The organism is Amycolatopsis sp. MJM2582 (assembly GCF_000754115.1).
Taxonomy (GTDB): domain Bacteria; phylum Actinomycetota; class Actinomycetes; order Mycobacteriales; family Pseudonocardiaceae; genus Amycolatopsis; species Amycolatopsis japonica.
Window position 1 is genome coordinate 954,078 of the sequence record NZ_JPLW01000002.1, and the last position, 26,987, is coordinate 981,064.

At 68.4% G+C, this 26,987-nt stretch carries 28 protein-coding genes; 14 read left to right on the forward strand and 14 right to left on the reverse strand.

The window, feature by feature from the left end; all coding sequences use genetic code 11:
* Window positions 1-13: 13 nt before the first annotated feature.
* The 5 genes from ED92_RS14645 to ED92_RS14665 form a co-directional block, all read right to left on the reverse strand.
* Entirely contained in the window at window positions 14-898 is an 885-nt protein-coding gene (locus ED92_RS14645; RefSeq protein ID WP_037338107.1) for a universal stress protein, read from the reverse strand.
* Window positions 895-1,500: an HPP family protein gene (locus ED92_RS14650; protein ID WP_037338110.1), complete on the reverse strand. Its 606-nt coding sequence runs from the start codon at window positions 1,498-1,500 to the stop codon at window positions 895-897. The genes ED92_RS14645 and ED92_RS14650 overlap by 4 nt, the downstream gene beginning before the upstream one ends.
* 13 nt (window positions 1,501-1,513) lie before the next feature.
* On the reverse strand, window positions 1,514-2,374 hold the full coding sequence (locus ED92_RS14655; protein WP_037338112.1) for a universal stress protein: 861 nt from the start codon (window positions 2,372-2,374) through the stop codon (window positions 1,514-1,516).
* Between the two features lie 170 nt (window positions 2,375-2,544).
* A complete protein-coding gene (locus ED92_RS14660) occupies window positions 2,545-3,228 on the reverse strand; it encodes an ABC transporter ATP-binding protein (RefSeq protein ID WP_037338115.1) in 684 nt (227 codons plus the stop codon).
* Window positions 3,225-4,307 (reverse strand): ABC transporter permease, encoded by a 1,083-nt coding sequence (locus ED92_RS14665; RefSeq protein WP_037338118.1) that lies wholly within the window; start codon window positions 4,305-4,307, stop codon window positions 3,225-3,227. Before ED92_RS14665 ends, ED92_RS14660 begins: the two co-directional genes overlap by 4 nt.
* A gap of 171 nt (window positions 4,308-4,478) precedes the next feature.
* Here ED92_RS14665 and ED92_RS14670 point away from each other — a divergent pair, with 171 nt between their 5' ends.
* On the forward strand, window positions 4,479-5,654 hold the full coding sequence (locus tag ED92_RS14670) for a sensor histidine kinase (RefSeq protein ID WP_037338121.1): 1,176 nt from the start codon (window positions 4,479-4,481) through the stop codon (window positions 5,652-5,654).
* Window positions 5,651-6,286 carry a response regulator transcription factor gene (locus tag ED92_RS14675; protein WP_037338124.1) on the forward strand — a complete coding sequence of 212 codons (636 nt, stop codon included), beginning with the start codon at window positions 5,651-5,653 and terminating at the stop codon, window positions 6,284-6,286. The genes ED92_RS14670 and ED92_RS14675 overlap by 4 nt, the downstream gene beginning before the upstream one ends.
* Before the next feature lie 343 nt (window positions 6,287-6,629).
* On the opposite strand, the gene aztD is transcribed toward ED92_RS14675, so the two are convergent.
* From aztD to aztB, 4 genes are read right to left on the reverse strand one after another with little or no spacing between them, the layout of a single operon-like run.
* On the reverse strand, window positions 6,630-7,802 hold the full coding sequence (aztD, locus tag ED92_RS14680) for a zinc metallochaperone AztD (protein ID WP_037338127.1): 1,173 nt from the start codon (window positions 7,800-7,802) through the stop codon (window positions 6,630-6,632).
* A 26-nt stretch (window positions 7,803-7,828) separates the two neighbouring features.
* Window positions 7,829-8,728, reverse strand: coding sequence for a zinc ABC transporter substrate-binding protein AztC (gene aztC, locus ED92_RS14685; protein WP_037338130.1), 900 nt, complete (start codon window positions 8,726-8,728; stop codon window positions 7,829-7,831).
* Window positions 8,725-9,915, reverse strand: coding sequence for a hypothetical protein (locus ED92_RS14690; RefSeq protein WP_037340015.1), 1,191 nt, complete (start codon window positions 9,913-9,915; stop codon window positions 8,725-8,727). Before ED92_RS14690 ends, aztC begins: the two co-directional genes overlap by 4 nt.
* A complete protein-coding gene (aztB, locus tag ED92_RS14695) occupies window positions 9,912-10,763 on the reverse strand; it encodes a zinc ABC transporter permease AztB (RefSeq protein WP_037338133.1) in 852 nt (283 codons plus the stop codon). The genes ED92_RS14690 and aztB overlap by 4 nt, the downstream gene beginning before the upstream one ends.
* A 47-nt stretch (window positions 10,764-10,810) precedes the next feature.
* Between aztB and aztA the strand changes: the two genes are divergently transcribed.
* The 3 genes from aztA (at window position 10,811) to ED92_RS14710 (ending at window position 14,114) form a co-directional block, all read left to right on the forward strand.
* Window positions 10,811-11,545: a zinc ABC transporter ATP-binding protein AztA gene (gene aztA / locus ED92_RS14700; RefSeq protein WP_037338135.1), complete on the forward strand. Its 735-nt coding sequence runs from the start codon at window positions 10,811-10,813 to the stop codon at window positions 11,543-11,545.
* A 9-nt stretch (window positions 11,546-11,554) separates the two neighbouring features.
* Window positions 11,555-12,016 carry an SMI1/KNR4 family protein gene (locus tag ED92_RS14705; RefSeq protein ID WP_037338140.1) on the forward strand — a complete coding sequence of 154 codons (462 nt, stop codon included), beginning with the start codon at window positions 11,555-11,557 and terminating at the stop codon, window positions 12,014-12,016.
* 88 nt (window positions 12,017-12,104) lie between these two features.
* Window positions 12,105-14,114, forward strand: coding sequence for an acyltransferase family protein (locus ED92_RS14710; RefSeq protein WP_037338145.1), 2,010 nt, complete (start codon window positions 12,105-12,107; stop codon window positions 14,112-14,114).
* Here ED92_RS14710 and ED92_RS14715 read toward each other — a convergent pair whose 3' ends face one another.
* Window positions 14,115-14,678 (reverse strand): TetR/AcrR family transcriptional regulator, encoded by a 564-nt coding sequence (locus ED92_RS14715; RefSeq protein ID WP_037338148.1) that lies wholly within the window; start codon window positions 14,676-14,678, stop codon window positions 14,115-14,117.
* 89 nt (window positions 14,679-14,767) lie between these two features.
* Here ED92_RS14715 and ED92_RS14720 point away from each other — a divergent pair, with 89 nt between their 5' ends.
* Complete coding sequence (locus ED92_RS14720; protein WP_037338151.1) at window positions 14,768-15,229, forward strand: nuclear transport factor 2 family protein; 462 nt, start codon at window positions 14,768-14,770, stop codon at window positions 15,227-15,229.
* On the opposite strand, the gene ED92_RS14725 is transcribed toward ED92_RS14720, so the two are convergent.
* Complete coding sequence (locus ED92_RS14725; protein WP_037338154.1) at window positions 15,226-15,909, reverse strand: class I SAM-dependent methyltransferase; 684 nt, start codon at window positions 15,907-15,909, stop codon at window positions 15,226-15,228. The two genes, ED92_RS14720 and ED92_RS14725, sit on opposite strands and share 4 nt — an antisense overlap.
* A gap of 82 nt (window positions 15,910-15,991) precedes the next feature.
* On the opposite strand from ED92_RS14725, the gene ED92_RS14730 reads away from it, so the two are divergent.
* The 3 genes from ED92_RS14730 to ED92_RS14740 all read left to right on the forward strand — a co-directional run bounded on the left by ED92_RS14730 (window position 15,992) and on the right by ED92_RS14740 (window position 19,537).
* Window positions 15,992-17,032, forward strand: a complete 1,041-nt coding sequence (locus ED92_RS14730; RefSeq protein ID WP_052120563.1) for a DUF2891 domain-containing protein — start codon at window positions 15,992-15,994, stop codon at window positions 17,030-17,032.
* A gap of 525 nt (window positions 17,033-17,557) precedes the next feature.
* On the forward strand, window positions 17,558-17,959 hold the full coding sequence (locus ED92_RS14735) for a hypothetical protein (protein ID WP_235213274.1): 402 nt from the start codon (window positions 17,558-17,560) through the stop codon (window positions 17,957-17,959).
* 123 nt (window positions 17,960-18,082) lie between these two features.
* Window positions 18,083-19,537 (forward strand): trypsin-like serine protease, encoded by a 1,455-nt coding sequence (locus tag ED92_RS14740; protein WP_235213275.1) that lies wholly within the window; start codon window positions 18,083-18,085, stop codon window positions 19,535-19,537.
* Between the two features lie 56 nt (window positions 19,538-19,593).
* On the opposite strand, the gene ED92_RS14745 is transcribed toward ED92_RS14740, so the two are convergent.
* The gene (locus ED92_RS14745) at window positions 19,594-20,025 is read right to left on the reverse strand and encodes a hypothetical protein (RefSeq protein ID WP_235213276.1); all 432 of its coding nucleotides are present in this window, start codon (window positions 20,023-20,025) and stop codon (window positions 19,594-19,596) included.
* A gap of 337 nt (window positions 20,026-20,362) precedes the next feature.
* Here ED92_RS14745 and ED92_RS14750 point away from each other — a divergent pair, with 337 nt between their 5' ends.
* Window positions 20,363-20,614 carry a hypothetical protein gene (locus ED92_RS14750; protein WP_037338163.1) on the forward strand — a complete coding sequence of 84 codons (252 nt, stop codon included), beginning with the start codon at window positions 20,363-20,365 and terminating at the stop codon, window positions 20,612-20,614.
* Here the strand turns inward: ED92_RS14750 and ED92_RS14755 are convergent.
* A complete protein-coding gene (locus ED92_RS14755; RefSeq protein WP_037338167.1) occupies window positions 20,586-22,046 on the reverse strand; it encodes an aldehyde dehydrogenase in 1,461 nt (486 codons plus the stop codon). The genes ED92_RS14750 and ED92_RS14755 overlap by 29 nt on opposite strands.
* A gap of 77 nt (window positions 22,047-22,123) precedes the next feature.
* Here ED92_RS14755 and ED92_RS14760 point away from each other — a divergent pair, with 77 nt between their 5' ends.
* The 3 genes from ED92_RS14760 (at window position 22,124) to ligA (ending at window position 25,869) form a co-directional block, all read left to right on the forward strand.
* The gene (locus ED92_RS14760) at window positions 22,124-22,660 is read left to right on the forward strand and encodes a TetR/AcrR family transcriptional regulator (protein ID WP_037338169.1); all 537 of its coding nucleotides are present in this window, start codon (window positions 22,124-22,126) and stop codon (window positions 22,658-22,660) included.
* A gap of 65 nt (window positions 22,661-22,725) precedes the next feature.
* Window positions 22,726-23,823 carry a calcium:proton antiporter gene (locus ED92_RS14765; RefSeq protein ID WP_037338171.1) on the forward strand — a complete coding sequence of 366 codons (1,098 nt, stop codon included), beginning with the start codon at window positions 22,726-22,728 and terminating at the stop codon, window positions 23,821-23,823.
* A gap of 54 nt (window positions 23,824-23,877) precedes the next feature.
* Window positions 23,878-25,869 carry an NAD-dependent DNA ligase LigA gene (ligA, locus tag ED92_RS14770; protein ID WP_037338173.1) on the forward strand — a complete coding sequence of 664 codons (1,992 nt, stop codon included), beginning with the start codon at window positions 23,878-23,880 and terminating at the stop codon, window positions 25,867-25,869.
* Here ligA and ED92_RS14775 read toward each other — a convergent pair.
* Window positions 25,866-26,306, reverse strand: coding sequence for a hypothetical protein (locus ED92_RS14775; protein WP_037338175.1), 441 nt, complete (start codon window positions 26,304-26,306; stop codon window positions 25,866-25,868). The two genes, ligA and ED92_RS14775, sit on opposite strands and share 4 nt — an antisense overlap.
* A 17-nt stretch (window positions 26,307-26,323) precedes the next feature.
* Here ED92_RS14775 and ED92_RS14780 point away from each other — a divergent pair, with 17 nt between their 5' ends.
* Window positions 26,324-26,977, forward strand: a complete 654-nt coding sequence (locus ED92_RS14780) for an SLATT domain-containing protein (RefSeq protein ID WP_152610931.1) — start codon at window positions 26,324-26,326, stop codon at window positions 26,975-26,977.
* Window positions 26,978-26,987 lie beyond the last annotated feature (10 nt).

Sequence of the window (26,987 nt, forward strand, 5' to 3'; positions counted from 1 at the left end):
GTCCGTACCGGCTTCAGCGTTCCACTCGCCGGACCACCATCACAGGGCATTCGGCGTGCTGGGCCAACGCCTGGCTGGTCGAGCCGAGCAGAAGTCCCGTGAACCCGCCACGACCGCGGCTGCCCACGACCACGAGCCTCGCCTTGGCGCTCCACTCCAGCAGAACCTGCCGCGGCCGGTCACGAACGAGCGAGCGTTCCACCGTGACGTCGGGGTACTTCTCCTGCCAGCCCGCGAGACGTTGCGCGAGCAGCCTGCGCTCATCGTCCTCAATGGACTCCCACTGGCTCATCAGCCGCGCCATCCCGTAGACGTCGTCATAGGTGACATCCGACCACGCGTGCACGGCGACCAGCGTCGCGGACCGGCGCGAAGCTTCGTCGAAAGCGGCCTCCAAGGCCCGCTCGCTCGTCGGGCTCCCGTCGATCCCGACCACCACCGGCCCCGTGTCGGGTTGGTTCGCCGTGCCCTTCCTGCCACGGAGCACGACCACGGGACAGTGCGCGTGCGCGATCAGCGCGGACGCCGTCGATCCCAAGGTCATCTGCCCGAAGAAACCCTTGCCCGTCCCGCCGACCACGACCATCGTGGCCGACTTCGACGCGTCGACCAGCGTCGGGACCGGCGAATCCGCGGGCATGAGGGTGTCGACCCGGACACCGGGCGCGGTCGAGCCGGCTTCCGCCACGGCCTCCTCGAGGACGCGCCGCCCCTCGCCCGCGAGCACGTCGAACCACGGCACCGGACCGGCCAGCCCGCCACCGTAGGCCCACTGCTCCACGTGCAGGGCATGCACGATCAGCAGCCCCAAATTTCGTTCGGCCGCGACGGCGGCCGCCCATCGCACGGCCGCCCGGCCCGGTTCCGCTCCGTCCACCCCGACGACGATCCGGTTCATCTCTCACCTTCCTGGTAGGTCACTTTCGCTTGGACGACACCGGGGATCCCCTCCGCGATCACCTTCGCGACGTGATGGTCGGTGTCGTTCCCGTATCGGTCCCCGATACGGACAAGGCCGTCTTCGACGTCGACCGTCCAGCGGCCGGGACCGCCGTAGATCGCGAGGTGGTGCCGGACGTCGGCGGCGATCGCGCCGTCGGCCCTGGCGAAGGCGCGGACGAAATCGGCCCTGGTGACGATGCCCACCACCGCCGCACCGTCCACAATGGGCATCGCGCGGATCTTCCCGTCGAGCAACGCCTTGCCGACCTCCGCGAGGTCCGCCCCGGCGCTCATCGCGGTGGCGGGTGTCGTCATCACCTCCGCCACGGTGGCACCCGGTGTCCCATGCCCGGCAGGACGCCGGACGAACCGGACGTCTTCGGGGAATCGGTCCCGAATCAGGTCCGCCTCGGTCACCATGCCGATCAAGCGGTCGTCTTCGTCCACCACCGGCAGAGCGGTGAAGCCGTGCTCGGCCAGCAGTTCGGCGGCGTGTTTGGCGGTCGTCCCCTCGGTGACGGTCACGACCGGCCTCGTCATAAGATCCCTTGCCCGCATGTCGTTCCCCGTCTCACAGGTCGGCGTCGTCGCTCGGTACAGCGGGCCGGATGACGGCGACAGGGCACTCCGCATGGGCGATCAGCGCTTGGCTCGTCGAGCCCAGAAGCATCCCTTCGAATCCGCCGCGGCCACGGCAGCCGACGACGAGCAGGCCCGCCCGCTTGCCGAGTTCGAGCAGGGCACGGACGGGACGCCCCTGCCGCAGGACGAACTCGACCGGCACCTCCGGATACTTGTCCCGCCAGGGAGCCACTTGCTCTTCGAGCGACATCCGCTCGTCGTCCTCGACCCGATCCGACAGGTCGGACCAGGTCCGGACGACGGTCAGCCCGGTGTTCCGCGAACTCGCTTCGTCGAAGCCGAACCCGAGGGCGCCTTCGCTCGCCGGAGAACCGTCCGTGCCGACCACGATCCGGTCCTCGTCGCGCCACGCGCCGCGGACCACCACGATCGGGCAATGACCGTATTTGGCGAGCGCGACCGCGGTGGAACCGATCAACGGTCCGGTGAACCCGCCCAGCCCCCGTGATCCCAGCACCAGCATCGTCGCCCTGGTGGACTCCTGGACCAGCGCGGGCACCGCGCTCCACTCCCGGACCGCGGTCTCGACGACCAGGCCCGGAAAGCGGGCCAGCACCGCCTCCCGCACCTGGGACACCCACTCTTCCCCCAGACCGGCGAACCCCGCTCGGATCGTCTCGGCCGGCGGAAGGACACTCGGTACCTTCGCGAGCGGCACGGCGTAGACGTGGACGAGCCGGAGCGGCACACCCCGTCGCGAAGCGGCGGCCGCCGCCCAAAGGGCCGCCGTCCTCGCCGAGCGCGATCCGTCGATCCCGGCGACGATCGAACCTTCCGTGGCGATCGGCATCCCCGGCTCCTTTCGAGGTCGGACCCGCTGTCGTGGGCCGGTCCCAGTCTCGAATGGCGGCGCCTCCCGATCGCAGAGGACGAAGTCCCCCGGCACCTGCTCCCGGGTCCCGGTCGCGTCGCCGACCGGCCCACGAGGAAGGGGCGAAAGTCCCTATGACCGGAGGCGGATCAGCCGACCGGCGCGGGGCTGCCCAACCGTCCATCGTGGACTTCGACGATCCGATCGACCGCGGCGAGATGGGCCCGGTCGTGCGTGACCAGGACGGTGGCGGTGGCCCTCTGATGGGTCAGGCGCGTGATCAGGTCGATGACCGCGGCACCGCGGTCGTGGTCGAGGGCGCTCGTCGGCTCGTCGATCAGCAGCACGGTGGGCTCGTTCATCAGCGCACGGGCGATGTTCACCCGCTGCCGTTGGCCGCCGGAGAGCTGGTGCGGCCGACGTCCCGCCTGCTGCCCGAGCCCGACGGCATCGAGCAGATCCAGGGCCACGCCGCGTGCCGCGGCCGGGGAGCGGCCGTCGATCCGGGCCATGACCTGCAGTTGTTCGGCGGCGGTGAGGGCGGGCAACAGATTCGGTTGCTGGAAGACAATCCCGATCTTGCGACGGCGTAGCTCGGTGAGTTCACCACGGCTCAGCCCGGTGGTCTCGGTGCCGTCGATGGTGACGGTCCCGTGGTCCGGGGCGATGAGGGTGGCGGCGACGGCGAGCAGGCTGGACTTGCCCGAGCCGGAAGGCCCGGCGACGGCGGTGATCGTGCCCGGCGGGACGTCCAGGGTGACGCCGTCGAGGGCGGTGAGGCGGGAATCGCCGTCGGGATAGGTGAGAGTGACATCGGTCAGGTTCAGGCTCATCGGGCACTCCCCAATGCGGTCAGCGGGTCGACGGAGGTGATGCGGCGGACGGAAAGCGCGGCCCCGAGAGCGCCGAGCAGGATCATCACGGCGGCCGGGACCAGTACGGTGGCCGGTGTCAGGAGGAACGGCACGGCGGATCCGGCGACGACCGCGCCGAGGCCGACGGCCAGTGCGGTGCCGGCGGCGGTACCACCGACGAGAAGGACGACAGCCTGGCCGAGCGCGTCCTTCAGCAGGAAGGCCGTACTCGCCCCCAGCGCCTTGAGGACGGCGATGTCGCCGCTGCGCTGGATCGTCCAGACGGTGAAGAAGGCGCCGATCACGAGCGCGGAGATCGCGAAGAGGAAGCCTCGCATCAGTTGCAGCGAGCCGTTTTCCGAGGTGTAGGAGCCGATCGCGGACAACGAGTCGCTCTTCGAGACCGTCTTCGTGCCGGCGGCGAGATCGGTGGCCGCGAGATCGGCGCCGGCAGTGGTGGTCAGCGCGAGCACCGTCGCGCTCGGCTCACCGCCGGTGGGCGGCACCGTCTTCGCCCAGACGTCGAGCCCGGCCCACACCACCGGTGTGTGGCTGAACCAGGCGTCCCCCGCCACGGCGGAGACCGTCAGCTGGCGACCGGCCACGGCGATGGTGTCCCCGTTCCGGACGCCCAGGTCGTCGGCGGCGGACGCCGACAGCACCACCGAGTCACTGGTGATGTTCCCGGCCTCGGGGGCGAGCGCCGAACCGGCCCGGACTCCGAAGACGGAGATCCCGGCACTGCGGTTTCCCGCGGTGGCCTTGGTGGTGGAGATGCCCAACGGCTCGGCACCGGTGACACCCGGGGTTTCGGCCCACTGCCGACGCTGCGTCTCGGTGATCGCGGAGTTGGCGTAGGACAGGCTCTGCCCGTCACCAGGAGCGGCGAAGACGATCTTGTCGGCGGGCAGGCCGGTGATCGCGGAAATGTTCTGCTCACCCAGCCCGGCGGTGAGCCCGGACAACAGGCCGACCAGCAGGGTGATCAGCACGACCACGGCTCCCATCAGGGCGAACCGCCCTTTGGCGAATCTCAGATCTCTCCAGGCGACGAACACGGTTCCGGTCTGTCCTCTCCGGCGGGTGGGCTGGTTACCTCTCCACGATCGCCGCCGGGAACCGCCACGACATCTGGCCGGAGATGGCACTTCGCCGGCCGGAAGACGGCACGCCGGTTCTACCTTTGGATAGAGGCGGCCGCCGGTCGCGCTCCGTAACCTGGAAGCACTGTGACCACCACATTCCCTTTGACCCCGACCAGCCGGCTGCTGACCTGGTGTCTGCACCTGCTGCTCATCGCCCTGCTCGCACTCGCGGCCGTCCGTGCGGTGGCGGACGGTTCGTCCGACGCGGGAGCAGTCGTCGCGACGGCGTTGGCGTGCGCTGTCGTGTACGCGGCAGGCCCGCTCCTGCCGCGTGTCAGGACGTCCCGGCAGGCCGCCCAGTGGTGGCTGATCGCGGTGGGCGTCGTGTGGCTGGTCCTGCTGGTGCTGACCGCCGACGGCGTCTGGGTCGCCTTCCCGCTCTACTTCCTGCAGTTGCATCTGCTGCCGCGCCGCCAGGGCCTGGTCGCGGTGATCGCGACCGCGCTGGCGGCGATCACCGCGTTCGCCGCCCACCAAGGTTCCTTCGTCCCGGCGGCGGCGATCGGCCCGGCGCTGGGAGCCGCCGTGGCGGTCGCGGTCGTCTGGGGATACCAGGCGCTGTACCGCGAAAGCGAACGACGCCGGAACCTGATCGAGGAACTGACCGCCACCCGCGCCGATCTCGCCGAAGCCCAGCACGCGGCGGGAGTGCTCGCCGAGCGGGAACGGCTGGCCCACGAGATCCACGACACCCTCGCCCAAGGACTGTCGAGCATTCAACTCCTGTTGCGTGCCGCGGAACGAACCATCCCCGACACCGCCGGCAACGCCGCCCGCTACGTCGAGCAGGCTCGGCAGGCGGCCGCCGACAACCTGGCCGAAGCCCGCCGCTTCGTCGACGCGCTGTCCCCGCCGGCGCTCGACGACACCACGCTCGCCGACGCGTTGGAACGGTTGTGTGCCACCACCAGCGCTCGGCACCGGATCGCCGCGCGGTTCCGGTTCACCGGTACACCCACTCCCCTGCCGACCGCGTACGAGGTCGCCCTGCTGCGCATCGGCCAGGCGGCCCTCGCGAACACCGTCCGTCACGCCGACGCGTCAACCGCCGAAGTCACCCTGTGCTACCTCGACGAGCACGTCACCCTCGACATCGTCGACAACGGTGTGGGCTTCCATCCGGAACACAGCGGCTTCGGTCTGACCGCGATGCGGACCCGAGCCGAGGCATTGGACGGAACCTTCACCGTCGAGTCCTCCCCCGGTCACGGCACCGAGTTGTCCGTGCGGCTGCCTGTCGAAACCAAGGAACGTCCGTGACCGAACCCCCGATCCGGCTCCTGCTGGCCGACGATCATCCGATCGTCCGGGCGGGCCTCCGCGCCTTGCTGGAAACCGAACCCGGTCTCGTCGTCTCCGCCGAAGCCGCGACCGCGGAGGAAGCGGTGGCCCGCGCGGCCGAAGGCGACATCGACGTCGTGCTGATGGATCTGCGCTTCGGCCCCGGAATGACCGGCGCCGAGGCCACCGCAGTGATCACGGCGCGGCCGGACGCTCCGCGCGTGCTGATCGTCACCACCTACGACACCGACGCCGACACGCTGCCCGCCATCGAAGCGGGCGCCACCGGCTATCTACTCAAGGACGCCCCACCCGAGGAGCTGGTGGCCGCCGTGCGTACCGCCGCCGCCGGACGTACCACTCTCGCCCCGACCGTCGCCGACCGGTTGATGAACCGCATGCGGATGCCCACCGCCGCGCTGACATTGCGCGAGATCGAAGTCCTGGTCCTGGTCGCCGACGGTCTGTCCAACCGGGCCATCGCGGAACGGCTCCACCTGACCGAAGGCACCGTGAAATCCCACCTCGCCCGCAGCTACACCAAACTCGGCGTCGACTCGCGCACGGCCGCCGTCGCCACCGCGACCGACCTGGGCCTCATCCGCCGCTGACCGCCTGCCGCGGCAGGTTCCGGCTCTGTCCGTGAAGGCCTCCTTGAGGGACCCAGAGTCCCTCAAGGAGGCCTTCACGGACCGGTATTTACTGATCTACGTCTGACCTGGGATTCGCTCCGTTCCAGACCGGGCCGAGCGTCGTTGATGAAGGATTTGGGACGTTCACAGTCCCAAATCCTTCATCAACAACTCCCTGTGTGGAGGAGCCAGGACCTACAACGCCCCCATCCCCTCAGGCTCGCCCCACAGCAAAGGAGTCCCTCAAGGAGACCTTTACGGACCTTCCTGTACCGCAAGGGGAGCAAAGGCGCGGCCGCGTGGTCGGACACCCACGAGTTGATCAGCCTCCGAGCACGCCGCTGACCTCGTTCGGCGTTCCCGGGATCGTGCCGGTCGCGGTCTTCGCGCCGGACGCGAGGTCGACCGAGTGGATCTCCTTCTTCCCGGGATCGGTCACGTACGCGGTCCCGCCGCGGACGAAGATCGCGGGGCGCGGCTGCTGCCACTCGATCGGCTCCTGCCAGGTGCCGATGACGGCGATCTTCTTCGTCACCACACCGCTCACCGGGTCGATCACGTGGATCTGACCATCGGTACCCAGCACCAGCGCCTCGCCCTGAGGACCGCGGGCCAGCGAGCGGAAGGTGTAGCTGGTGCCGATGTCGACGTGCTTGAGCGTGGCCTTCTCGGTGTCGATCAGGGAAATCCGGGTCGGGCGTTCGAGCTCGGCCGCTTCGTCGACCTTGTAGTCGCCCAAGGTGATCGGCGAGACGTCCGAACCCGCCTGGTTTCCGATGCGCCCGTAGGCATCCGGACTGGTCACCTTGGTGATCACCCCGTTCCGGTAGATCAGCGCGCCGGTCTGGCAGCCGACCACGATCGCTTCCCCGCGCGCGGCGGCTTCACCGTGCACACCGGGGCACTGCTCGTTCCGCGCGATCTCCTTCTTGTCCTTGTCCAGCACCACGATCCCGGAGCGCTTGTCCTTGTTCCCGACCGTGGTCACCAGTTCGCCGTTCTCGAGCTCGACGGCCACGCCGTGATGCGCTTCCGGTGTCTTGTGCTTCGGCGCGGGGAAGGCAGCGGTACCGATCGTCTTCGGGTCGAAGACGGTCACTTCGCCGGTCCCGTCGGCGAACAGCACCGTCTTGCCGGCGTGACGGACGACGTGGCCCGGCTTGGCCGCCTTCACCTCGTTGTCCGTCAGCACGGCGCCGACGGCGTCGAGGACCCGGAACCCGGTGGAGGTCGAGACCATGAGGTGCCGGTCGTTCCCGGCCGGGTTGAGCCGGTTGAAGCCTTCCAGCGGAAGGTTCTTCGCGACCTGCAAGGACTTCCCGTCGAGCAGGACGATTCCGCCGTCGTAGGTGACGGCCACCGGATTCGCGACGACGGGAGCCGGAGCCGCGTCCTTTCCGGGTTCCGCCGCCGGCTGTTCGGTCGCGCAGGCGGCGAGTGCGAGGGTGCTCGCCGTCGTCGCCATCAGCGCGAGATATCGGGTCTTCCGTGCCATTTCACTGTGCCTTTCGTCTGTTCCGATCAGGAACGGGTCAAACCGGTGGTGATCGATTCGGTGTTGGCGCGCATCATTTCCAGGTAGGTGGCCGCGCCCTGGCCTGGTTCGCTGAGCGACTCGGAGAACAGCGGGGCCACCTGGACGTGCAATCCGGCCTGCTCAGCCAGTACCCGCGCGAGCCGGTCCGGTTGGGAGGAATCCGCGAAGATCACCGGCACGCCCGCCGCGCGAACGGTGTCGGCGAGGGATTTCAGATCCGACGAGCTGGGTGACGCGAGCGTCGTCCCGCCGGGGATCACCGCGCCGACGACCTCGAACCCGAACCGCTGGGCCAGGTAGCCGAACACGTGATGGTTCGTCACCAGCTTCCGGCGTTCACGGGGAATCCCGCCGAACTTCTCGGTCATCATGCGGTCGAGCGCTTCGATCTCCCCGCGATAGCGGTCGGCGTTCGCGCGGATGACCGCTTCGTCGACGCCGCCGACATGGGCGACGACCTCGTCCGCGATCGTCTTCACCGCGTCGCGTACCCGTGCCGGATCCGTCCAGAAATGCGGGTCCGGCTTGTTGTCGGCGTAACTGATCGGATTCACCCGTTCCCCGGCGGGCAGCGTCGGTACGCCGTTTTCCTCGGCGGTGCGAACGGTGCGCAGCATGCCCTCTTCGAGCCCGAGTCCGTTGTAGACGATCAGGCCCGCCCGCTCGACCTGGGCGGCCTGCTGTGCGGAGATGCCGAAGGAGTGTGGATCGGCGTTCGGCTTCATCAACACGGTCACTTCGGCCTGATCGCCGACGACGGCGCGGGTGATGTCGCCGAGGATGTTCGTCGTGACGACGACCGACTTGCCGCCCCCGCCGCTTCCGGAGCATCCCGCCGCCGCCAGCAGTGCCACCGCGACCAGGGCGAGCGCCCGGCGCCTCATCGGCCGGTCTCCACGATGTGACCCGCCTTGCCGCCGACCTTCAGGGTCCTGGCACGCCGGAGGTTGTCGTTGTAGTCGATCTCGTACACCTCAGCGGACAGCGGGTTGTTGACGTAGGCGCGCGTCAGATCGACCTGGATCGAGGCGGCGGCTGACGCTTCCGGAGCCAGGAGCGGGATCGCCGTCTGTTCCTTTCCGGTGCCGTCGAAGGAGCGCAGCTGCCCGTCTCGGCTGAGGACCAGCAGCGGGCCGCCCTCACCGACGGCGTTCACCGCGGCGATCGGTCCGGTCTCGACGTACTGCCAGCTGCGGCGTCCGACGTCCAGCGACCACACGGCCGACTCGCCCGCCCGGGCGGCCAGTGTGGCACCACCCGGCCGGTGGAAGAAGGCGGTGGCGCGCTCCTGAGCGGTGACGCTGCGCGGATACGGGATTTTCACCCCGGCGAACGCACCGTCCTTTTCGGTCACCAGCAGAGCGCCGTCCGCGCATCCGAAGACGACACCTCGCCGGGTCACCGCTTGGCCCCGCAGTTCCGGACACGGCTGGTCGATGTCGGCCACGGCCTTGCCCTGGCGGTCGTGAACACGCACTCCGCGGGCGAACGGCTTACCGGTGTCCGCCACCGTGGCGATGATGTGCTCGCCGTACGGGATCGCGACGCCGGCATGCGGCTCGCGCGGGATCTTCCCCAGTTCGGTGACCGTCCCCTTGTCCAGCGCGGCACGGTCGAGCAGGATCGTCGACCCGTCCGAATAGGACAGTGCGGAGACCGCGGGATCGCTGTAAGCAGCCAAGAGCTGCCTTCCCGGCGCCAGCCCGACATCACGGACCTTCGCCCGGTAGTAGTGGACGTGGTCACCGTGGTCGACCATCCAGGATCCGCTGTCGATCACTCGGATCGTGCCGTCACCGGCGGTCAGGTAGCCGAAGCGGCCGTCGCCGGTCACGGCTTGCACGCCGTCGACGCGCCCGGCTTCGTGGACCTCCTCGGTGATGAGGTCCACGACCCGCACCGCGCCCGTGTCCGAATCGGCGACGATCAGCCGTGACTGCGCCTCGGCCGCTTCCTCGGCGCCTTCGACATAGCCGTGCGGGACTTCCGCGGTCACCTCCTTCGGCTGCTCGCCGCCGCACGCCGCCAGGGTCAGCGCCGCGACGACCGCCGTCACTGCTTTCAGTTTCATCGTGAGCACTCGATCTCCGGTGTCAGGGAACGGAATCGCTGTCGTACGAAGGAAAGGAACGCGGAAAGGAAGAACAGGAGGACCGCGGCGGCGGCGATGGTCGCGCCGGCCGCGGTGCCCCAATGCCAGGACACGAGCAGACCGCCGACCGTGGCGGCGATGCCGAGCAGCGCCGCGACGAGCATGATCGTGGTGATCCGCCGCGACCAGAAGAGCGCCGCCGCGGCGGGGGCGATGAGCAGGCCGAACACCAGCAGTGTCCCCACGACACGGAACGACGCGACGATCGTGAGCGTGACCAACCCGAGCAGCACCGCGTTCGCGAGCCGTGGCCGCAGTCCCAGGGTGTGTGCTTTGCGGACGTCGAAGGTGAGTGCGGTGAACGAGCGGTGTCCCGCCAGTGCCACCACCCCCACGACGAGCAGGGTGATCGCGAGGCCCACCAGATCGCCGGATCCGACGGCGAGCACGTCACCGAACAGGAATCCGGTGAGATCGACGGCGAACGACCGCGAGTGCGACACGATGATCACGCCGCTCGCGAGCATGCCGACGAACAACAGCCCGATCGTGGTGTCCTCGGAAAGCCGCCGCGAACGCCCGAGCGCCGTCACCCCGAGCGCCATCACGCCGGCGCTGATCGCCGCGCCGATCAGCAGGTTCACGCCGGTCAGCGAGGCGATCGCCACGCCGGGCAACATGCCGTGCGACATCGCGTCGCCGATGAACGCCATACCGCGCAACACCACCCAGGTGCCCACGACCGCGCAGACCGCCGAAACCAGCACTCCGGCCACCAGCGCACGCTGCACGAACGACACCTCGAAGGGGATCAGCAACCACTCCACGCGTCACACTATAGTGGTAATGATTGTCATTATCTGAAAGAGGTGGGATGACCCAGGACACAACGGCGCTCACGATCGACCGTGCGCACGCCCATTACGGCTCCCGCGAGGTGCTGCGCGGGATCACCGCCCAGATCCCGTCGGCGCGGCTCACCGCGGTCGCCGGCGCGAACGGCGCGGGCAAGTCGTCGCTGCTCAACCTCGTCGCGGGCGTGCTCCTGCCGACCACCGGTTCGGTGACCCGCCGGGATCCGGGCCGCGTGGCCTACGTGACCCAGCAGAGCGAGGTGTCGCGATCGCTGCCGATCACCGTGCGCGCGACCGTCACGATGGGCCGCTGGGCGCACCGGGGCCATTCGCGACGACTGTCCAAGTTGGACCGGAAGATCGTCGGGGAATGCCTGGAAATACTGGAGATCACGTCGATCGCGGACCGGCCGATCGGCATGCTGTCCGGCGGGCAGCGGCAACGCGCGCTGGTGGCGCAGGGACTCGCCCAGCGATCCGGGTTGCTGCTGCTCGACGAGCCCTCGGCCGGCCTCGACCTGCATGCCCGCGGTTTGATCGACGAAGCCTTGCGCGCCGCACTCGCCGCGGGCACGACGGTCGTACGGGTCACGCACGATCTCGAAGTGGCGGGCCGGGCCGATCACTGTCTGCTGTTGCAGGACGGTCGCCTCGTCGGCGAAGGCGCGCCCGCTTCGGTGCTGACCCCGGAGCGGGTGGCGGAAGCCTGGGGTCTTCCGCCCGGCATTCGGTCAGGAGCCATCGACGCTCGCTAGGGTGCACCAGTGGAAGCGACGTGGCAGCACCTCGAGCGCCTGAGAACCCACGTCGGCCTCGAACTCCCTCCCGAGCTGCTCGCCTGGTGGGCCCTCATGGACGGCGTCGCCGACCAAGCGGGGAACCGATCCGTAGAGCTGCTCCCGAAGGGCTACCTGCCTCTGTCGGTGGCGCGTGCCGAGGAGGAGTACGCCCGACAGTCGAGGTACCCCGACCCTGACTGTTGCACCCCCGAAGGAACGCACCTCAAGCAGGCGGGCGCGACTGGATTTCCGTACTGCACCGCGGTTATTCCCATCGGCCGGGCCATCGACGGCGGCCTGCTGTGCGTCGATCTCCGGCAGGGCGAGCACCACGGCCGGGTCATGGAGTGGTATGCCAGCGAAGGGATCTACGACTCCGACTGGGCGAGCGTCACCGAAATCCTCGACGAGATCGCCGAGCGGCTCGACGACCGCGGCACGTCGTGACGTGACACTCCCCTGACGGTGGGAACGAAATCACCCTGGGTCACCACCTAGGCTGCCAGGACGTCCGACCGTCAGTGAGGAATCGCGTATGCCAGCCGCCGAAGCAGCGGAAACGCGCCGCCGCTATCGGCCAGAGTTGCAGGGACTGCGTGCCCTCGCGGCGCTACTGGTCGTGGTCTACCACGTGTGGCTGGGCCGGATCTCCGGCGGCGTCGACGTCTTCTTCCTGATCTCCGGGTTCCTGATCACCGGCCAGCTGGTGCGGGCCGCCGGCCGTGGACGGATCGCGTTCCGGCCGCTGTGGGGCCGGATGATCAAGCGGTTGTTCCCCGCCGCGCTGACCGTTCTGCTCGCGGTGCTCTTCCTGGGGATGTGGCTGCTGCCGCAGGATCGCTGGTTCCAGACCATCAAGGAGGTCTTCGCCGCCGCGCTCTACGTCGAAAACTGGCGGCTGGCGGCGGACTCGGTCGACTACTTCGCCCAGCACAACGCGGCGAGTGTCGTCCAGCACTACTGGTCGCTGTCCATTCAGGGGCAGTTCTATCTCGTGTGGCCCCTGCTGATCGGGCTCGTGGCCTTCGCCTCCACCCGGTTGCGCCGTTCCCTGACCGGCTCGGTCGCGACCACCCTCGGTGTGCTGTTCGCCGTGTCGCTCGCGTTCTCCATCCGGCTCACCGCGACGAACCAGCCGCTGGCCTACTTCCACTCCCTCACCCGGGTCTGGGAGTTCGCCCTCGGCGGGCTGCTCGCGCTGGCCATCGACCGCTTCGTCCTGCCACGGCTCGCCCGGATCGTGCTCGGCTGGATCGGCGTGGCCGCGCTGGTGACCTGCGGGATGGTCCTGGACGTCGGCGAGGTCTTCCCCGGCTGGGCGGCCTTGTGGCCGACCGTGTCCGCCGCGCTCGTGATTGTCGCCGGTGCGACCACCAGCCGCGCGGGGGCGGATCGGTTCCTGTCGTCCCGGCCGCTGGTGTACCTGGGCAACCTCAGCTACGCGCTGTACCTGTGGCACTGGCCGGTGTTGCTGTTCTACCTGGTCGCCCGGCATCGCGAAGCCGTCGGACCGCTCGGTGGGGCGGTGGTGATCGGCGTGTCCCTGGTCTTGGCGGCCGCCACCTACCGGTTCGTCGAAGAACCGGTGCGGAAGTCCTCGATCGGCGAGCGGACGCCCTGGGGCGCGTACCGATTCGCCGTGCTCGCGCTGCTGCCGGTACTCCTGGTCGCCGGAACCTGGCAGGTGGTGAGCACCAAGAAGGCAGACTTCACCATCGCACTCGACGACGAAAACCATCCCGGCGCGATGGCGCGCGACCCGGAAGCGCCGAAGAAGACCGTCCCCGGCAAAGAAGCGCTACCTCCGTTGATCGCCGTCCCGAACGACTGGGGCGGTATCCCCGACGCGCAGTGCACACCGTCCCGGTTCGACCAGATCCTCGAAGTCTGCACCTCCCGGCCGGAGGGCGCCCCGACGAAGACGATCGTCGCCGTCGGTGACTCGCATATGCAGCAATACCTGGCGGCGATCAAACCGATGGCGGAGAAGAACGGTTACCAGGTCACGTTCATGCTCAAGGGAGCGTGCCCGTTCTCCACGACGTCGGACGTGATGCCGGGCGACCCGGGCTGTCTCGCGTGGAATTCGGCGGCACAGAAGGAAATCCTGGCTATGCGGCCGGACGCCGTGGTGGCACTGTCCACTCGGGACGTCCGGGTCGGCCCCACGGAGAAGACGCCGCAGGGGTTCGTAGACCAGTGGAAGGTCCTCGACCGCGCGGGAATCCCGGTGGTGGCGATCCGGGACAGTCCCCGCCCCGGCTTCTCCCCGCCCGCTTGCATCGACGCTCACGGAATCAAAGCACCCGAATGCACCGTGCCGCGGAACAAGCTGCTCGCCGAGCCGCCGTACGCGAAACTAAAGGACGTCCCGGAGAACGTCTCCTTCCTAGACTTCAGCGACTACTTCTGCGGACGGGGGCTCTGCCGCCCGGTCGTGGGGAACGTGCTGGTGTACATGGACGACAACCACGTCACCGCCAGCTTCATGACCACCCTGTCCCCCGTGCTGGAACGAGGAATGATCAGCGCGCTCAGCTGGTGATCACAGACCGAGCAGCGCCTTGACGGCCTCGCGCGCCTGACGGGCCGGCGCCGGGTCGCCGCTGATCCCCGCCGTCACGATCGCCCCTTCGGCGAGCAGGTAGACCGGTTCCGTGACCGGCCGTCCGGTGGCCCGCACCCAGTTGTCGATCTGCTCGTGGAACGCCTGTTTGTGGGCCCGCACCTCGGCCAGTACGGCCGCGGAGGACGGACCGAACTCGCCGTGGGCGTTGATCCAGGCGCAGCCGCGGAAGCCGGGTTCGGCGAACCAGTCGGCGAGCCAGTCGAAGACCGCGAGCACGCGCGCCCGGGGATCGTGGACCTGCTCCACTCGAGCGGCCAGGCTGCCCCGCCAGCGCTGATCACGGCGTTTGAGCATCGCCACCACGAGGTCTTCCTTGGCTTCGAAGAAGCGGTAGATCCGCTTGAGCGAGAGGCCGGACGCCGCGCGGACCTGATCCATGCCGACCGCCTGGATGCCGTTCTCGTAGAAGAGTTTCTCGGCGGCATCGAGCAGGGCTTCGCGGTCCACGCGGTTCTGCTCGTCGGTGACGGCGGCAGGCATCGGTACTCCCTTGACGTCGAGAACGGTCGTTCCCTATCGTAGGCGCCAAGCGTAGAGAACGCACGTTCTCAACATGAGGAGGTTCGACCATGACGGAAGATCGCCCGCCCTACCCGCCGTTCACCCGGGAGACGGCGCTGCGGAAAGTACAAGCGGCGGAGGACGCCTGGAACACGCGCGATCCCCGGAAGGTGGCGTCGGCGTACACGCCGGACTCCGTTTGGCGGAACCGCGACACCTTCGTCCAGGGCCGGGAGGAGATCGCCGCGTTTCTGACGGCGAAGTGGGAGCGAGAGCTGGATTACGCGCTGCGCAAGAATCTCTGGACGTTCACCGAGAACCGGATCGCCGTCCGGTTCCAGTACGAATGGCACGACCGGGCCGGACGGTGGTGGCGCAGCTACGGCAACGAACTCTGGGAATTCGACGAGCACGGCCTCATGAGCCGTCGCGAGGCGAGCATCAGCGACGTCGCCATCCCCGAGGCCGAGCGACGCATCTTCGGCCCGCGTCCGGAGGAGGAACACGGCGACGAGTTCCCGCTCCGCTAGTCCACGATCGCTGAGATCTCCCACAGCCCCAAGGACTTGTCGGCGTAGGCGCCACCCTCTTCGGTACACCCCTCGACCAGTACGGCCAGCGGTTCGGGGAACCCGAACGGTTCGCGGCACAGGTTCAGCGGCCGCCAGTCGCCGGTCACGATGTCGTTGTTGGTGCCCAGATCAGTGAACGTCGTGGTCAGCAGGTACCGGGAACCGCTCCGCCGGAGGTTGCGCAACGCCCGCTCGATGTCGGCGAAACTGAGATGCACCAAGCAATCCCGGCACAGCACGAGATCGGCCGCCGGCAGCGGGTCGGCGGTCAGATCGAGCACCTGGAATTCGTGGACCGGATCGCCCCGGAACCGCTCCGCGTTCAGGTCGATGAGATCGGGAACGATGTCCGCACCGATGTAGCGGTCGAGATCGAGATCCACCTCGCTGAGCCAGCCGTAGTCGCCACAGGGGAGATCGAGCAGCGTCCGAACCCCGAAGCGATCGAGAAGCGGCGGCAACTGATCGCTCAGCTCCCGCGTCTGGACGGACTCGGAGCCGGGCCCGGAGGCCGACGAGGAACTCCACAACCGGGAGCGGAAGATGTAGGTGAAACGATCCTGGGTCCCCATGCTTTCCAGCTCGCCGGCGACCCGACGGAAGTTGCGCTGCGCCGTGGTGATCGGTCGTTCGTCCACTTCCTCATCGTAGATGACCTCGTGAGCGGTAAGGACGGTTAGAACCGTCCTTACCACTCACGAGGTTCCGGGGGGCAGCGTCATGACCGATTGGAATTCCGAACGAAACGAGCTGCTGGAGGCGAATGCGGAGGCTTTGGCCAGGACGGCGTTGACGAACGTCGCGCGCGAGTATCCGCACCACGAAAGTCACTGGCACCTCGAAGGCGTACCCATCCTCTCCCCGCGGCTGGCGCACCCGTGCTTCTACGGCAGTTTCGATTGGCATTCGTGCGTCGAGATGTTCTGGGTGCTCGTACGCCTGCTTCGCCATCACGGGGATCTCGTGCCCGCCGACGAGATCCGCGACACCCTCGACGAACACCTGACCGCAGACGCCCTCGCGGGCGAGGTCGCATTTTTCACTCCAGAGGAACACCGCACCACTCAACGCCCTTACGGCTGGTCGGCGTTGCTGGAGCTCACCTTCGAAACCGCCACCTGGGACGCCCCGGACGCCGCGCGTTGGTCGACGGGACTGCGAGAGTTGAGTGCGATCTTCGTGACCCGCTACCTCGGCTGGCTGCCCAAGGCCACTTACCCGATCCGATACGGGGTGCACGACAACGGCGCGTTCGGATTGTCCCGCGCCCTGCCGTACGCACGCCATCTCGCCGACCACGGCGACCCGCGGCTGCTCCAGGTCCTCACCGAGACCGCCTGGCGCTGGTTCGGTTCCGACCGTGACTACCCCGGCTCCTGGGAACCCTCCGGGGCCGACTTCCTGTCCCCCGCCCTCGCCGAAGCCGAACTCATGTCCCGCCTGCTCACCACAGCCGAGTTCGCAGGCTGGCTGGACGGATTCCTGCCCGGCATCGCGGAACGGAAACTCGCGACGCTCTTCACGCCGGTGACCGCGACCGACACCTCCGACGGACTGCTCGCCCACCTGCACGGCCTCAACCTGCACCGAGCCTGGTGCTGGCACCGGCTCGCGCGCACCCTTCCCGGCGATGACGAGCGAATCCCCGCCATACTCGAAACCACGCGCGCTCACACCCAAGCCTCATTCGCACAGGCGACCGGCGGCACCTACATGGTCGAACACTTCCTCGCCTACTACGCACTCCTACTGCTCGGCTGAGTGTCCACCCGTTCAGACCAGTCACTCGCTGTTGGTAAGCCGAGCGGGTCGACAACGGGCGTCCAAGCGCCTGAACGAGTGAACCCACCGTGAGCATGCCTGCTCGAATCTCGGCGAGCTTGACCGAAGTTCGACCGTACTCGACAGTTGCGATCAGCATTTCGCATCATGCGAAAGCGGCAAACAAACAGGGGAAGATCTTGGTCGCCACCTGCGAAGAGAACCGCGGCTGCACTTTCACGTCGGCGCCGGGAAAGGCAAGTTGCCGAGCTGTCGGCGGCGCTGGTCCATTCGGCCCTACCCGCTACTTTTAGTAGTTTTCCGGGTCACCCAGACCGTTGAGCGACGCGTGCATACCGTTCAGCGCGACACACGCTGTACTACTGAACGGTCACAGTCCGCTTTCGCCAAGATGTCCTCAGCCGCACCGGTCAAGAACCGGTAACGCACGCGTGGCCCCCTGCTGTCACAGGAGGCCACGCGGATGTCCATTCGCAAGCTCGCTAGAACAAGGACAGGACGGTCGTGACCATACAGCCTGATAACGCGAAGACACCAGACAACGGACCGCCCCAACGGGTCAAGGTCGTCATCGAACACGTCGAAAAGCCGGTTCGGCGAGTCGCGACGTCCGCGGAGATGATCCGCGCGGCGCGGCCGCTGCTGAGGACGCCGGGACGCCATCGCAAAGTGCAGAGCCGCGACAGCTGGATCTGCCTGGCGATGGCGGTCCTCGCCGGCTGGGCTCCGACGTTGCGGATGTGCCTTCTGCTGACGGTCGGTGGCGCCATCGTCGTCGGCGTCGTCGAGATCAGCACTCCGAAAGTCGGGGTGTCGGCGGGGACCAGCGTCGGTCTCCTGACTCTTTTCGGCGCCTGGATTGTCAAGTCCCGGCAAGGTAAACCGCGGCGAGAGCCGAGTCTGTAAACGAATTCCGCCCCGTGCCCGCCTCGTCGCGGGCACGGGGCGCGGCAATGTCGGAAAATCTCCACGCCTGTTCGGTGCCCTCCGGTTAAATGATCGCGAAGTCCCGACATGTGAGGAGATCTCGTGCGGAGAGCTAGAAGACTGGGGGCCCTGGTCGTTTCGGTGCTGGCGGCGGCCACGGCACTGGGCGGCTCGGCGTCGGCCGAAACCGTGCAGTCGTTCCACACCTCGCTCGACCCCGCTTCGGTGCGGGAGTCGGTGCGCTATCTCGTCGAGAACTACCGAGTGAGCGAACAGGAGGCGTTACGCCGCCTGGAATTGCAGACCGACGGCGGCAAGCTGGACGAACTGCTACGACGCGACCACGGCGCCGAGTACGGCGGCATGTGGCTCGACCAGGACCGGGGGCAACTGGTCGTCGCGATGACCAGGCCGGCGGCGGCCGAGCCGTATCTGAGGGCGATGCCAAGGCGTTCCGCTGTTCGCACGCAACAGGTCCAGCACTCGTTGCAGCAGCTCACAGCGGCGAAGGAACGCGTCGCGGCCAAGGTCGGCGCGGGACCGGACGCGGTCTACCTGCCGTCGGTGAGCGAGTCGGAAAACCGTGTGGTGCTTTGGGAACGCGACTGGGTGGCGCGGGCGAAGGCGGCCGTGGCCACCGAGACGAGCACCGCGCAACGGGCCACGGCGGAGGAATCCGGCATGGTCGTCTCCCGGGTGCTGAAGAATCCGAACGCGCTGGCCACGCCGAACGTGGATCTCGGTTTCTGTCATCCGCTCTACTGCACGAACTACGGTCCGATGCGGGGCGGCCTCCGGCTGGACATGAAGCGGGACGACGGCACCTGGGGCGGCTGCACCAGCGGGTTCAACCTGCGGTCCACCGGTGGCGGTTTCCCCGGCAAGGGCTGGGTGCTCACCGCCGGGCACTGCATGCGGACGAAGACCAACAACACGCCGACGCAGCACAACGGCAATGACGTCCTGCAGCAGCACGGTATCGAGAAGAGCTCGTATCCGTACGACTACGCGGCCCTGCCGTACGTCAACGACGCGGCGTCGACGAAGTGGCTCGAAGGCCAGGCCGGCCGCAACCGGGTGCTGAAGTACTGCCGCAACGGAGGCATGGACAGCAACGGCGACACCCCGTGCGGTGCGCAGGCCACCTCGGTGGACGAGTACATCACCGGCGCGCGCAAGCTCGCCGAGATCAAGGCCGGGTATGTCGTCTGCGCTTCCGGCACGGCGTCGAGCAAGGTGAACTACCCCGATTCCGTCGACAGCGGAGCGGGCGCCGGCTACCTCGTCGGGACCCGCTGCGGCCGGGTCCTGTCCACCGATGTCGGCATCAACACCGACCTGTGTGCCCGTCCGGGCGACAGCGGCGGACCGCTGTTCAGCCAGGCCGATCACGCGGCACTGGGCATCCTGGTCGGCAACCAGCAGTCCCGCTCGGGCCCCTGCCAGGCCGGTGAGCTGAACAACTACGCGCCGATCGAGACGATCACGACCGATCTCAGCGAGCGGATCGCCAGTCAGGGATCCACCTTCGCGGTGATCACGACTCCGAACGGCTGATCTCGCCAGTACTGGAGGCCCCCTTCGTCGCGGACGCGGTGAAGGGGGCCTTCGCGTCACCTGGTCAGCAAGGGACCTTCGTAGCGCAACGCGTCATCCTCGCCGTACACCCGGACCGTCAGCTCCGGCGGCTCCCAGGGCGCGAACACCTCGTCGAGGGTCCGGGGCGCCGGCCCCAGGTCCACGTCCACGGCGAAGGTGTGGGCCACGATCTCGGCCTGGACGACGACGCCGTCCGCGTCGGTCACGTCCAGCCGGGTCACCCCGGGGTCGATCGCTCCCAGCGCGCCCGGCCGCGCGCTCCACACCGCGAACCCGCGCTCCGTGGTGTCACTCCCGTATCCGGTGCTCATGATGTTGAACAGCGTGCTTTCTCCCGCCCGGAAGACGCATTCCGCCTCGACCCCCGAATCCTGGTACGCCAGCATCCGCCCGTCCCCGGTGCTGGTCCCGATCCGGGCTCCGGTGTGCCACCCCTCGTATGACACCTGGCCCGCCGATCCCGAGGACCGGTAAAGCTCCGTCAGGGCCGTCAGTTCCGCGATCCACCGCGCGGTTTGTTCATCACTTGCCGGGGCCACTACGCGTGTGCCCTCCTCTCCGACTGTCCACAATGGTCACCATCGAGGCTGGCACACCCGGATGTCGATCACATCGGGGTTTCCCCGGAGATCGCCCCGCCCACTGCACGGTTCGGTGCAACCGGCGTCGGCGATTAGGCCGAGCAGAGCAATCTCGCGGTATCCCCGTCATGGGTGACCCGGTCGCCCGTCGGAGTGTCGCCGGGGCGAACCGGCGACACTCCGAAGCAGAGGGGTACGGCTGATGACCGCGCAGCGCACGATCACGGACGAGATCGGCGAAATCGGTGTCTGGCTGATGGGCGAGTTCGGCGGCCGGTTGCCCGCGAACGTGATCAGCCGGGTGCTCAACGCGAGCAAGCGCGACCTCGAAGGCCGTATCGACCCCGAAGAGCTGGGCGAGATGTTCCATACACTCTGCCGGTTCCGGCTGCAGCGGATCCTGGCCGCGGACGAGCGGATCACGATCAAGATCCCGGACGCTCGCCTTTCGTGACGGTCTTGAGCTCGACGTACTGAGCGAGGCCGGCCGCGCCGTATTCACGGCCGATGCCACTGGCCTTGTAGCCGCCGAAGGGACCGTCGAAGCCGATCGGCGCCCCGTTGACGGTGACCGTCCCGGTGCGCATCCGCCGTGCGACGGCGAGCGCGCGGTCCTCGTCGGCCGACCAGACACCGCCGGAGAGCCCGTACTCGGAGTCGTTGGCGATGCGGACCGCGTCGTCCTCGTCCGTATAGGGGATGACGACGAGCACGGGCCCGAAGATCTCCTCCTGGGCGATGCGCATCGCGCTGTCGACGTCGGCGAACAACGTCGGCGTGACGTAGTTGCCCTTGTCCAGGCCTGCCGGGATTCCCGAGCCTCCGGTCACCAGGCGCGCGCCCTCGGCGATTCCGATCTCGATGTAGTCGCGCACCCGTTGTTGCTGGTCCGGCCGCACCATCGGGCCGATGAAGGTCTTCTCGTCGGCCGGGTCGCCGACCACGAGCGATTCCATCATCTCCTTGAGCCCGGCGACGACCTCGTCGTACCGGTCGCGCGGCGCGAGGATCCGTGTCTGCGCGATGCAGGCTTCGCCGTTGTTGAGCAGCGATCCGAACTTCAGCCCGGCGATCACGTCCTCGAGGACGGCGTCGGGCAGGATCACCGCCGCGGACTTCCCGCCCAGCTCAAGGCTGACCCGTTTCAGCCGCTCCCCCGCCAGTGACGCGATCCGGCGGCCGGCGGCGGTCGAACCGGTGAACGCGATCTTGTCGACGCCGGGGTGCTTCACCAGGTACTCGCTGGTCTCGCGGTCCGCGGGCAGCACGCTGATCACTCCGGACGGCAGACCGGCCTCCACGAGCAAGTCCGCGAGAAGGCTCATGCTGAGCGAATTCTCCGGCGAGACCTTGAGGACGACGGTGTTCCCCGCGAGCAGCGCCGGGACGATCTTGGCCATCGACGCCGAGAACGGCGAGTTCCACGGGATGATCGCGGCGACCACGCCGATCGGCTCCCGCCGCACGATCGAACGGAACGGTGCGGACGGGTCCGAGGGCGTGACCGTCTCCTCCCACCCGAATTCCTCCGCCGCCTTCAGGTACGAGACGGCGAGACGTCCTACCCCGGGCTGTCCGGCCTTGGTGAACCAGAGCGCGGAGCCGTTCTCGGTCGAGATGAGCTCGGCGATCTCGACCGCGCGGGCCTCCCTCAGCGCGTTCAGCCGCCGGAGCACCGCGATCCGCTCCTCCGGCGGCGTCCGTGGCCACGGACCTTCGTCGAAGGCGAGCCGGGCCGCGGCGACGGCACGGTCGACGTCGGCCGGAAGAGCTTGGACGACGCGTCCGAGAACCGACTGGTCATGCGGGGACACGATGTCCAGCCGCGCCGGATCGCTCGGCGACGTCCACTCGCCTCCGATGAAGAGCCTGTCGTTCGTGATCACTGTTCCACCTCGCTAACTGTCACATCTGAGTAGCACTTATGACGGTTAACGACACAGCTGCGTGATACATTCCCGGCATGAGAGCCGATGCGACGCGCAATCTCGAAGCCGTCCTGACCACCGGCGCGCGCATGCTCGCTCACGACCCCTCGGCCAGCATCAGCGCGATCGCCGCCGAAGCCGGTGTCGACAGGCGCACCGTCTATCGGCGCTTCGCCTCCCGCGAGGAGCTCCTGGCCGCCATCTACGACTCGCGGCTGACCGCGGTCGAGCAGGTCGTTCAATCCGCCCGGCTCACCGAGACGGCTGTTCCCGTGGCCTTGCACCGCTACGTCGAGGGCATCATCGAGGTCAACCGCGCCTGGCCGGTCGAACTGACCCGGATGCGCGCCGAACCCGCCATCCAGGACCGCCGTAACCGGCTCTCCGCCGAGGTGGACACGTTCCTCCAGCGGGCCACCGACGAGGGATTTCTCCGCGCGGACGTCCCGGACGGCTGGGCGGGCAGGCTGCTGATCCAGCTCCTCCATCTCGCTTCGCGGGAGGACATGGACGCCCCGCGCGCCGCCGATCTGCTCGTCGAGACCTTCCTGAACGGGGTCGGTGCCCGCTAAGAACTTCGTCACCCCTCGACCCCCATGGAGCGGCGACGTCACGCAGAGTGTGCGAAGGTGGCGGCATGGCCGCTTCCCACAGGCGATTCCCGCTGTCCTGGACCACCGTCATGCCGGTCGTCGCCATCGTCGTGCTGGCGCTGAGCTGGGGACGCGACCTGGGCGCGGTGCCGGTGATCATCGTCGCGCTCGCGCTCGGCGGGACGGTGCTGGCCGCGGTTCACCACGCCGAAGTGGTGGCACATCGTGTCGGGGAGCCTTTCGGCTCGCTGGTGCTGGCGATCGCGGTCACGGTCATCGAAGTCGCGCTGATCGTGACGATGATGTCCTCGGGCGGCCCTGAGGCCGGGACGCTGGCCCGCGACACGGTGTTCGCCGCGGTGATGATCACCATGAACGGCATCGCCGGTATTTCGCTCATGGTCGGCGCCCGTCGGTACGGCGAGACGCACTTCAACCCCGAAGGCAGCGGCGGCGCGCTCGCCACGGTGGCGACGCTGGCGACCGTCAGTCTCGTGCTGCCGACCTTCACCACCAGCACCCCGGGGCCGGCCTTCAACGGCACGCAGCTCACCTTCGCCGCCGTCGCCTCTCTGCTGCTCTACGGCCTTTTCGTGCTCACACAGACTGTCCGCCACCGCGACTTCTTCCTGCCGGTCGACAGCGAGGGCTCGGTCAAGGAAGAGGAACACGCCGAGCCGCCGACCAACAAGGCCGCGCTCACCAGCCTCGGCCTGCTGCTCGTGGCACTGGTCGCCGTCGTCGGCCTGGCGAAGGTCGAATCCCCCGCCATCGAAGCGGGGGTCAGCGCGGCGGGCTTCCCGCAGTCGTTCGTCGGCGTCGTGATCGCCATGCTGGTGCTGCTGCCGGAAACGCTGGCCGCGACCAGGGCCGCGCGGCGCGACCGGATGCAGACCAGCATCAACCTCGCTTACGGTTCGGCGATCGCGAGCATCGGACTCACCATCCCGACCATCGCGCTGGCGTCGATCTGGCTGGACGGGCCCCTGCTGCTGGGCCTCGGCGCCACCCATATCGTGCTGCTGGCGCTGACGATCGCGGTCAGCGTGCTCACCGTCGTCCCCGGCCGCGCGACCCGGCTGCAGGGCGGAGTGCACCTGGTCCTGCTGGCCTCCTTCCTGGTGCTCGCCATCAACCCGTGACACGAGTCCTATTCGGACCGTGTTCTGTCGGAGGTCCCGGGTAATCTCAGCCCCGTGAACGCTCGGGACCGCATCCAAGAACTCGCCGATCAGGTCGTCGTCCTTCGCGACGCCTACTACCGAGGCTCGCCGAAGGTGGCCGACGCCGACTACGACGCGATCGAAGACGAATTGCGCGGGCTCATCGAGGCGAATCCCGAGCTCGCTCCGGAGCCGAACCCGCTCGACCAGGTCGGCGCGCCCGCGGTTCTGCACGCGCCCATCCGGCACTCGCGGCCGATGCTGTCGCTGGAGAAGGCGACCAAACCCGAGCAGGTCGAGGCGTTCTTCGCCCGGTTCCCCGGGCAGCCGGTGGTCGTCATGCCGAAGCTGGACGGCCTGTCGCTCGCCCTCGTCTACGAGAACGGCCGGCTCGCCAGGGCGGTCACCCGTGGCGACGGGACCACGGGCGACGACGTGACCATGTTGGTCCGGGCGCTGACCGACGGCGTCCCGGACAAGGTCGACGCGCCCGGCCGGGTCGAGGTCCGTGGCGAGGCCGTCATGCTGCGTTCCACTTTCGCCGCCTACAACAAGGTCCACCCGGACAAGCCGCTGATCAACCCGCGTAACGCCGCCGCCGGTACCCTGCGCGCGAAGGATCCGGCCACCGTCGCCGAGCGGCGTCTCCAGTTCTTCGCGTTCGACCTCTCCACCGAGCCCGACAGCGCGGAAACCGATCTCGACGGTGCGCTGCGGACACTCGGATTCGCCGCCGCCGACATGCGGCACTGCGAAGACGCCGAGTCGGCGCAGGCCGTCATCACAACCATCGAGCAGCAGCGCAACGATCTCGACTACGACCTCGACGGGGCGGTGCTGCGCCTGGCGGATCGCGACGCGTACGCCGCCGCCGGAACGCGGTCCAGTTCACCGCGCGGGGCGCTGGCCTTCAAGTTCGCCGCCGAGGAGAAGACCACCGTGCTCGCCGACGTCGTCTGGGACGTCGGCAAGACCGGCAAGATCGCGCCCGTCGCGTGGCTCGAGCCGGTGTTCGTCGGCGGGACCACCGTCACGCGGGCGACGTTGGCCAACCAGGAGGTCATCAAGGCCCGCGGGATCAAGATCGGCGACACCGTGCTCGTGCGGCGCGCCGGCGACGTGATCCCGTTCGTGGCCGGTGTCCTCGACGCCGCCAGGCGCACCGGCGAGGAGCGGGAGATCGTGCCGCCGTCGGTGTGCCCGTCGTGCGAAGAGCCGTTGACCGAACAGGGCAACAGCCGGGAACTGTTCTGCACCAACGTCGCCTGCCCCGCCCAGACCGTCCGGCGGCTGATCCACTGGGCGTCGCGCGCGGCCGCGGACATCGACGCGATCGGCGGCGTCTGGATCGAGCGGCTCGCCGAGGCCGGGATCCTCGAACACCCGTCGGACTTCTACCGGCTCACCAAGGAAAGACTGCTGGAGTTCGACCGCATCGGCGACATCTCCGCCACCCGCATGATCGAGTCGATCGACGCGAGCCGGGCCGTCGGCCTGCGCCGCGCGCTGATCGGCCTCGCGATCCCGATGGCCTCCGAAGGCACCGCCGCGCGGCTGTGCCGGGCCGGGTTCGGTTCACTGGAAGCCGTCGTGGACGCGGGCGAAGAAGGTCTCGTCGCCGTCGAGGACATCGGTCCGAAGGTCGCCGCGTCCCTCATCGAGCACCTCACCCGCCTCCGTCCCGAGCTTGAGCGGCTGCGCGAGGCCGGTGTCTCGCTGGACGTACGGGAAGAAGACCTCCCGCCGGTCGTCGCGGCGGGCGCTCCGCTGGAAGGCAAGACGGTCGTGGTCACCGGATCGATCAGCGACCCGCGCTCCGGCGAGAAGGTGCCGCGCCCGACCTTCCAGCGGCTGTGCGAAAAGGCGGGCGCGACCATCGCGTCGTCGGTGTCGGCGAACACGGACCTGCTCATCACCGGCGCGGACGTCGGCGCGAGCAAGCTCACCAAGGCCGAAAAGCTCGAAGTCGAGGTCGTGGACCAGGGCGTGATCTGGGGCCAGCTGATCGAGGCCGGCGTCGTCTAGCCGACGGGCGGGTCCAATGCCTGAAGCTCGGAGTGCGCGGCTTCACGAAACCGAGCCCAGTGCTCGTGCAGGTAGTCCCAGACGAGCTGACCATCGGGTGTCCCGTCCCAATAGGCTCGGTTGAGCCGGTCGGCCAGTTCACCGAGCGGACCGGCGAGACCGGTCGGCGCGATCAACGCCAGCCGGTTGTGCAGGAACCACATGCGATGCGAAAGCTCTGTCGACCGCTCGTCCCCGTCCGCGATCGCGCGCTCCATCTCCTGGTAGACCTCGAGATATCCCTCCACTGCGAGACGCAATTCCGTTCGGCGGTCCGCCACACGCACCAGGCGTTCCCTGCGTTCGGCGGACCGCCCCGCCACGTGCTGGCTCACGATCGTGCCCGCGGCGCCGATCGCTGTTCCCAGCAAGGTCCCCACCACCAGAAGCCAGTTCATGACTGCTAGTCGTGGGCATGTCCAGGCTCGTTAACGCGGTTTCGGTTGTAAGACCCACTGTTCCGTCCGCGATATCACTGGGAGCATCGGCCGCGCGCGACAGGAGACGGACATTGGGCGATCAGGGACAAGCCGCCGGGATCACAGACGAGCGCTACGAACCGCTTGTTCGCGAGCTCGTCTTGATCCAACAGCAGACCCACCAGATAGCCAGGACCCAGTTCGTGCAATCGCGGATCTGGTGGACCATCAATCTGCTCGTCGGCCTGCCCGCCGCCGGCGTGGCCGCCGCGGCCGGCGGGCTCGCGCTGTCGGGCGCGAGCCGCGCCGGTCTGGTCGGTGTGCTCGCCCTGGTCTCCGCGACACTGGGATCGTTCCAAACCGTGCTCGGCGCGCAACGGCGCCAGTCGAACGCCGAGCGCTGCGGGAATTCCTATCTGGAAGTCCGCAACGCGGCGAGACGGCTCGCCCGGATCGATCTGGAGACGATGGACTATTCCGACGCACGGCGCACCCTCGAAGAACTGACCCGGCGGCAGGAGGAGGTCAATCGTTCGGCGGATCCGCCGTCGTTTCTCGCGATGCGCGTCGGCAGGAAGCTGGCCTACGGAAGCGACCTCCATCCTGATCTCCAGCCCAAAGACGCGTTCGCGATCCCGGCCCAGCCGTGAGCGGTCAATC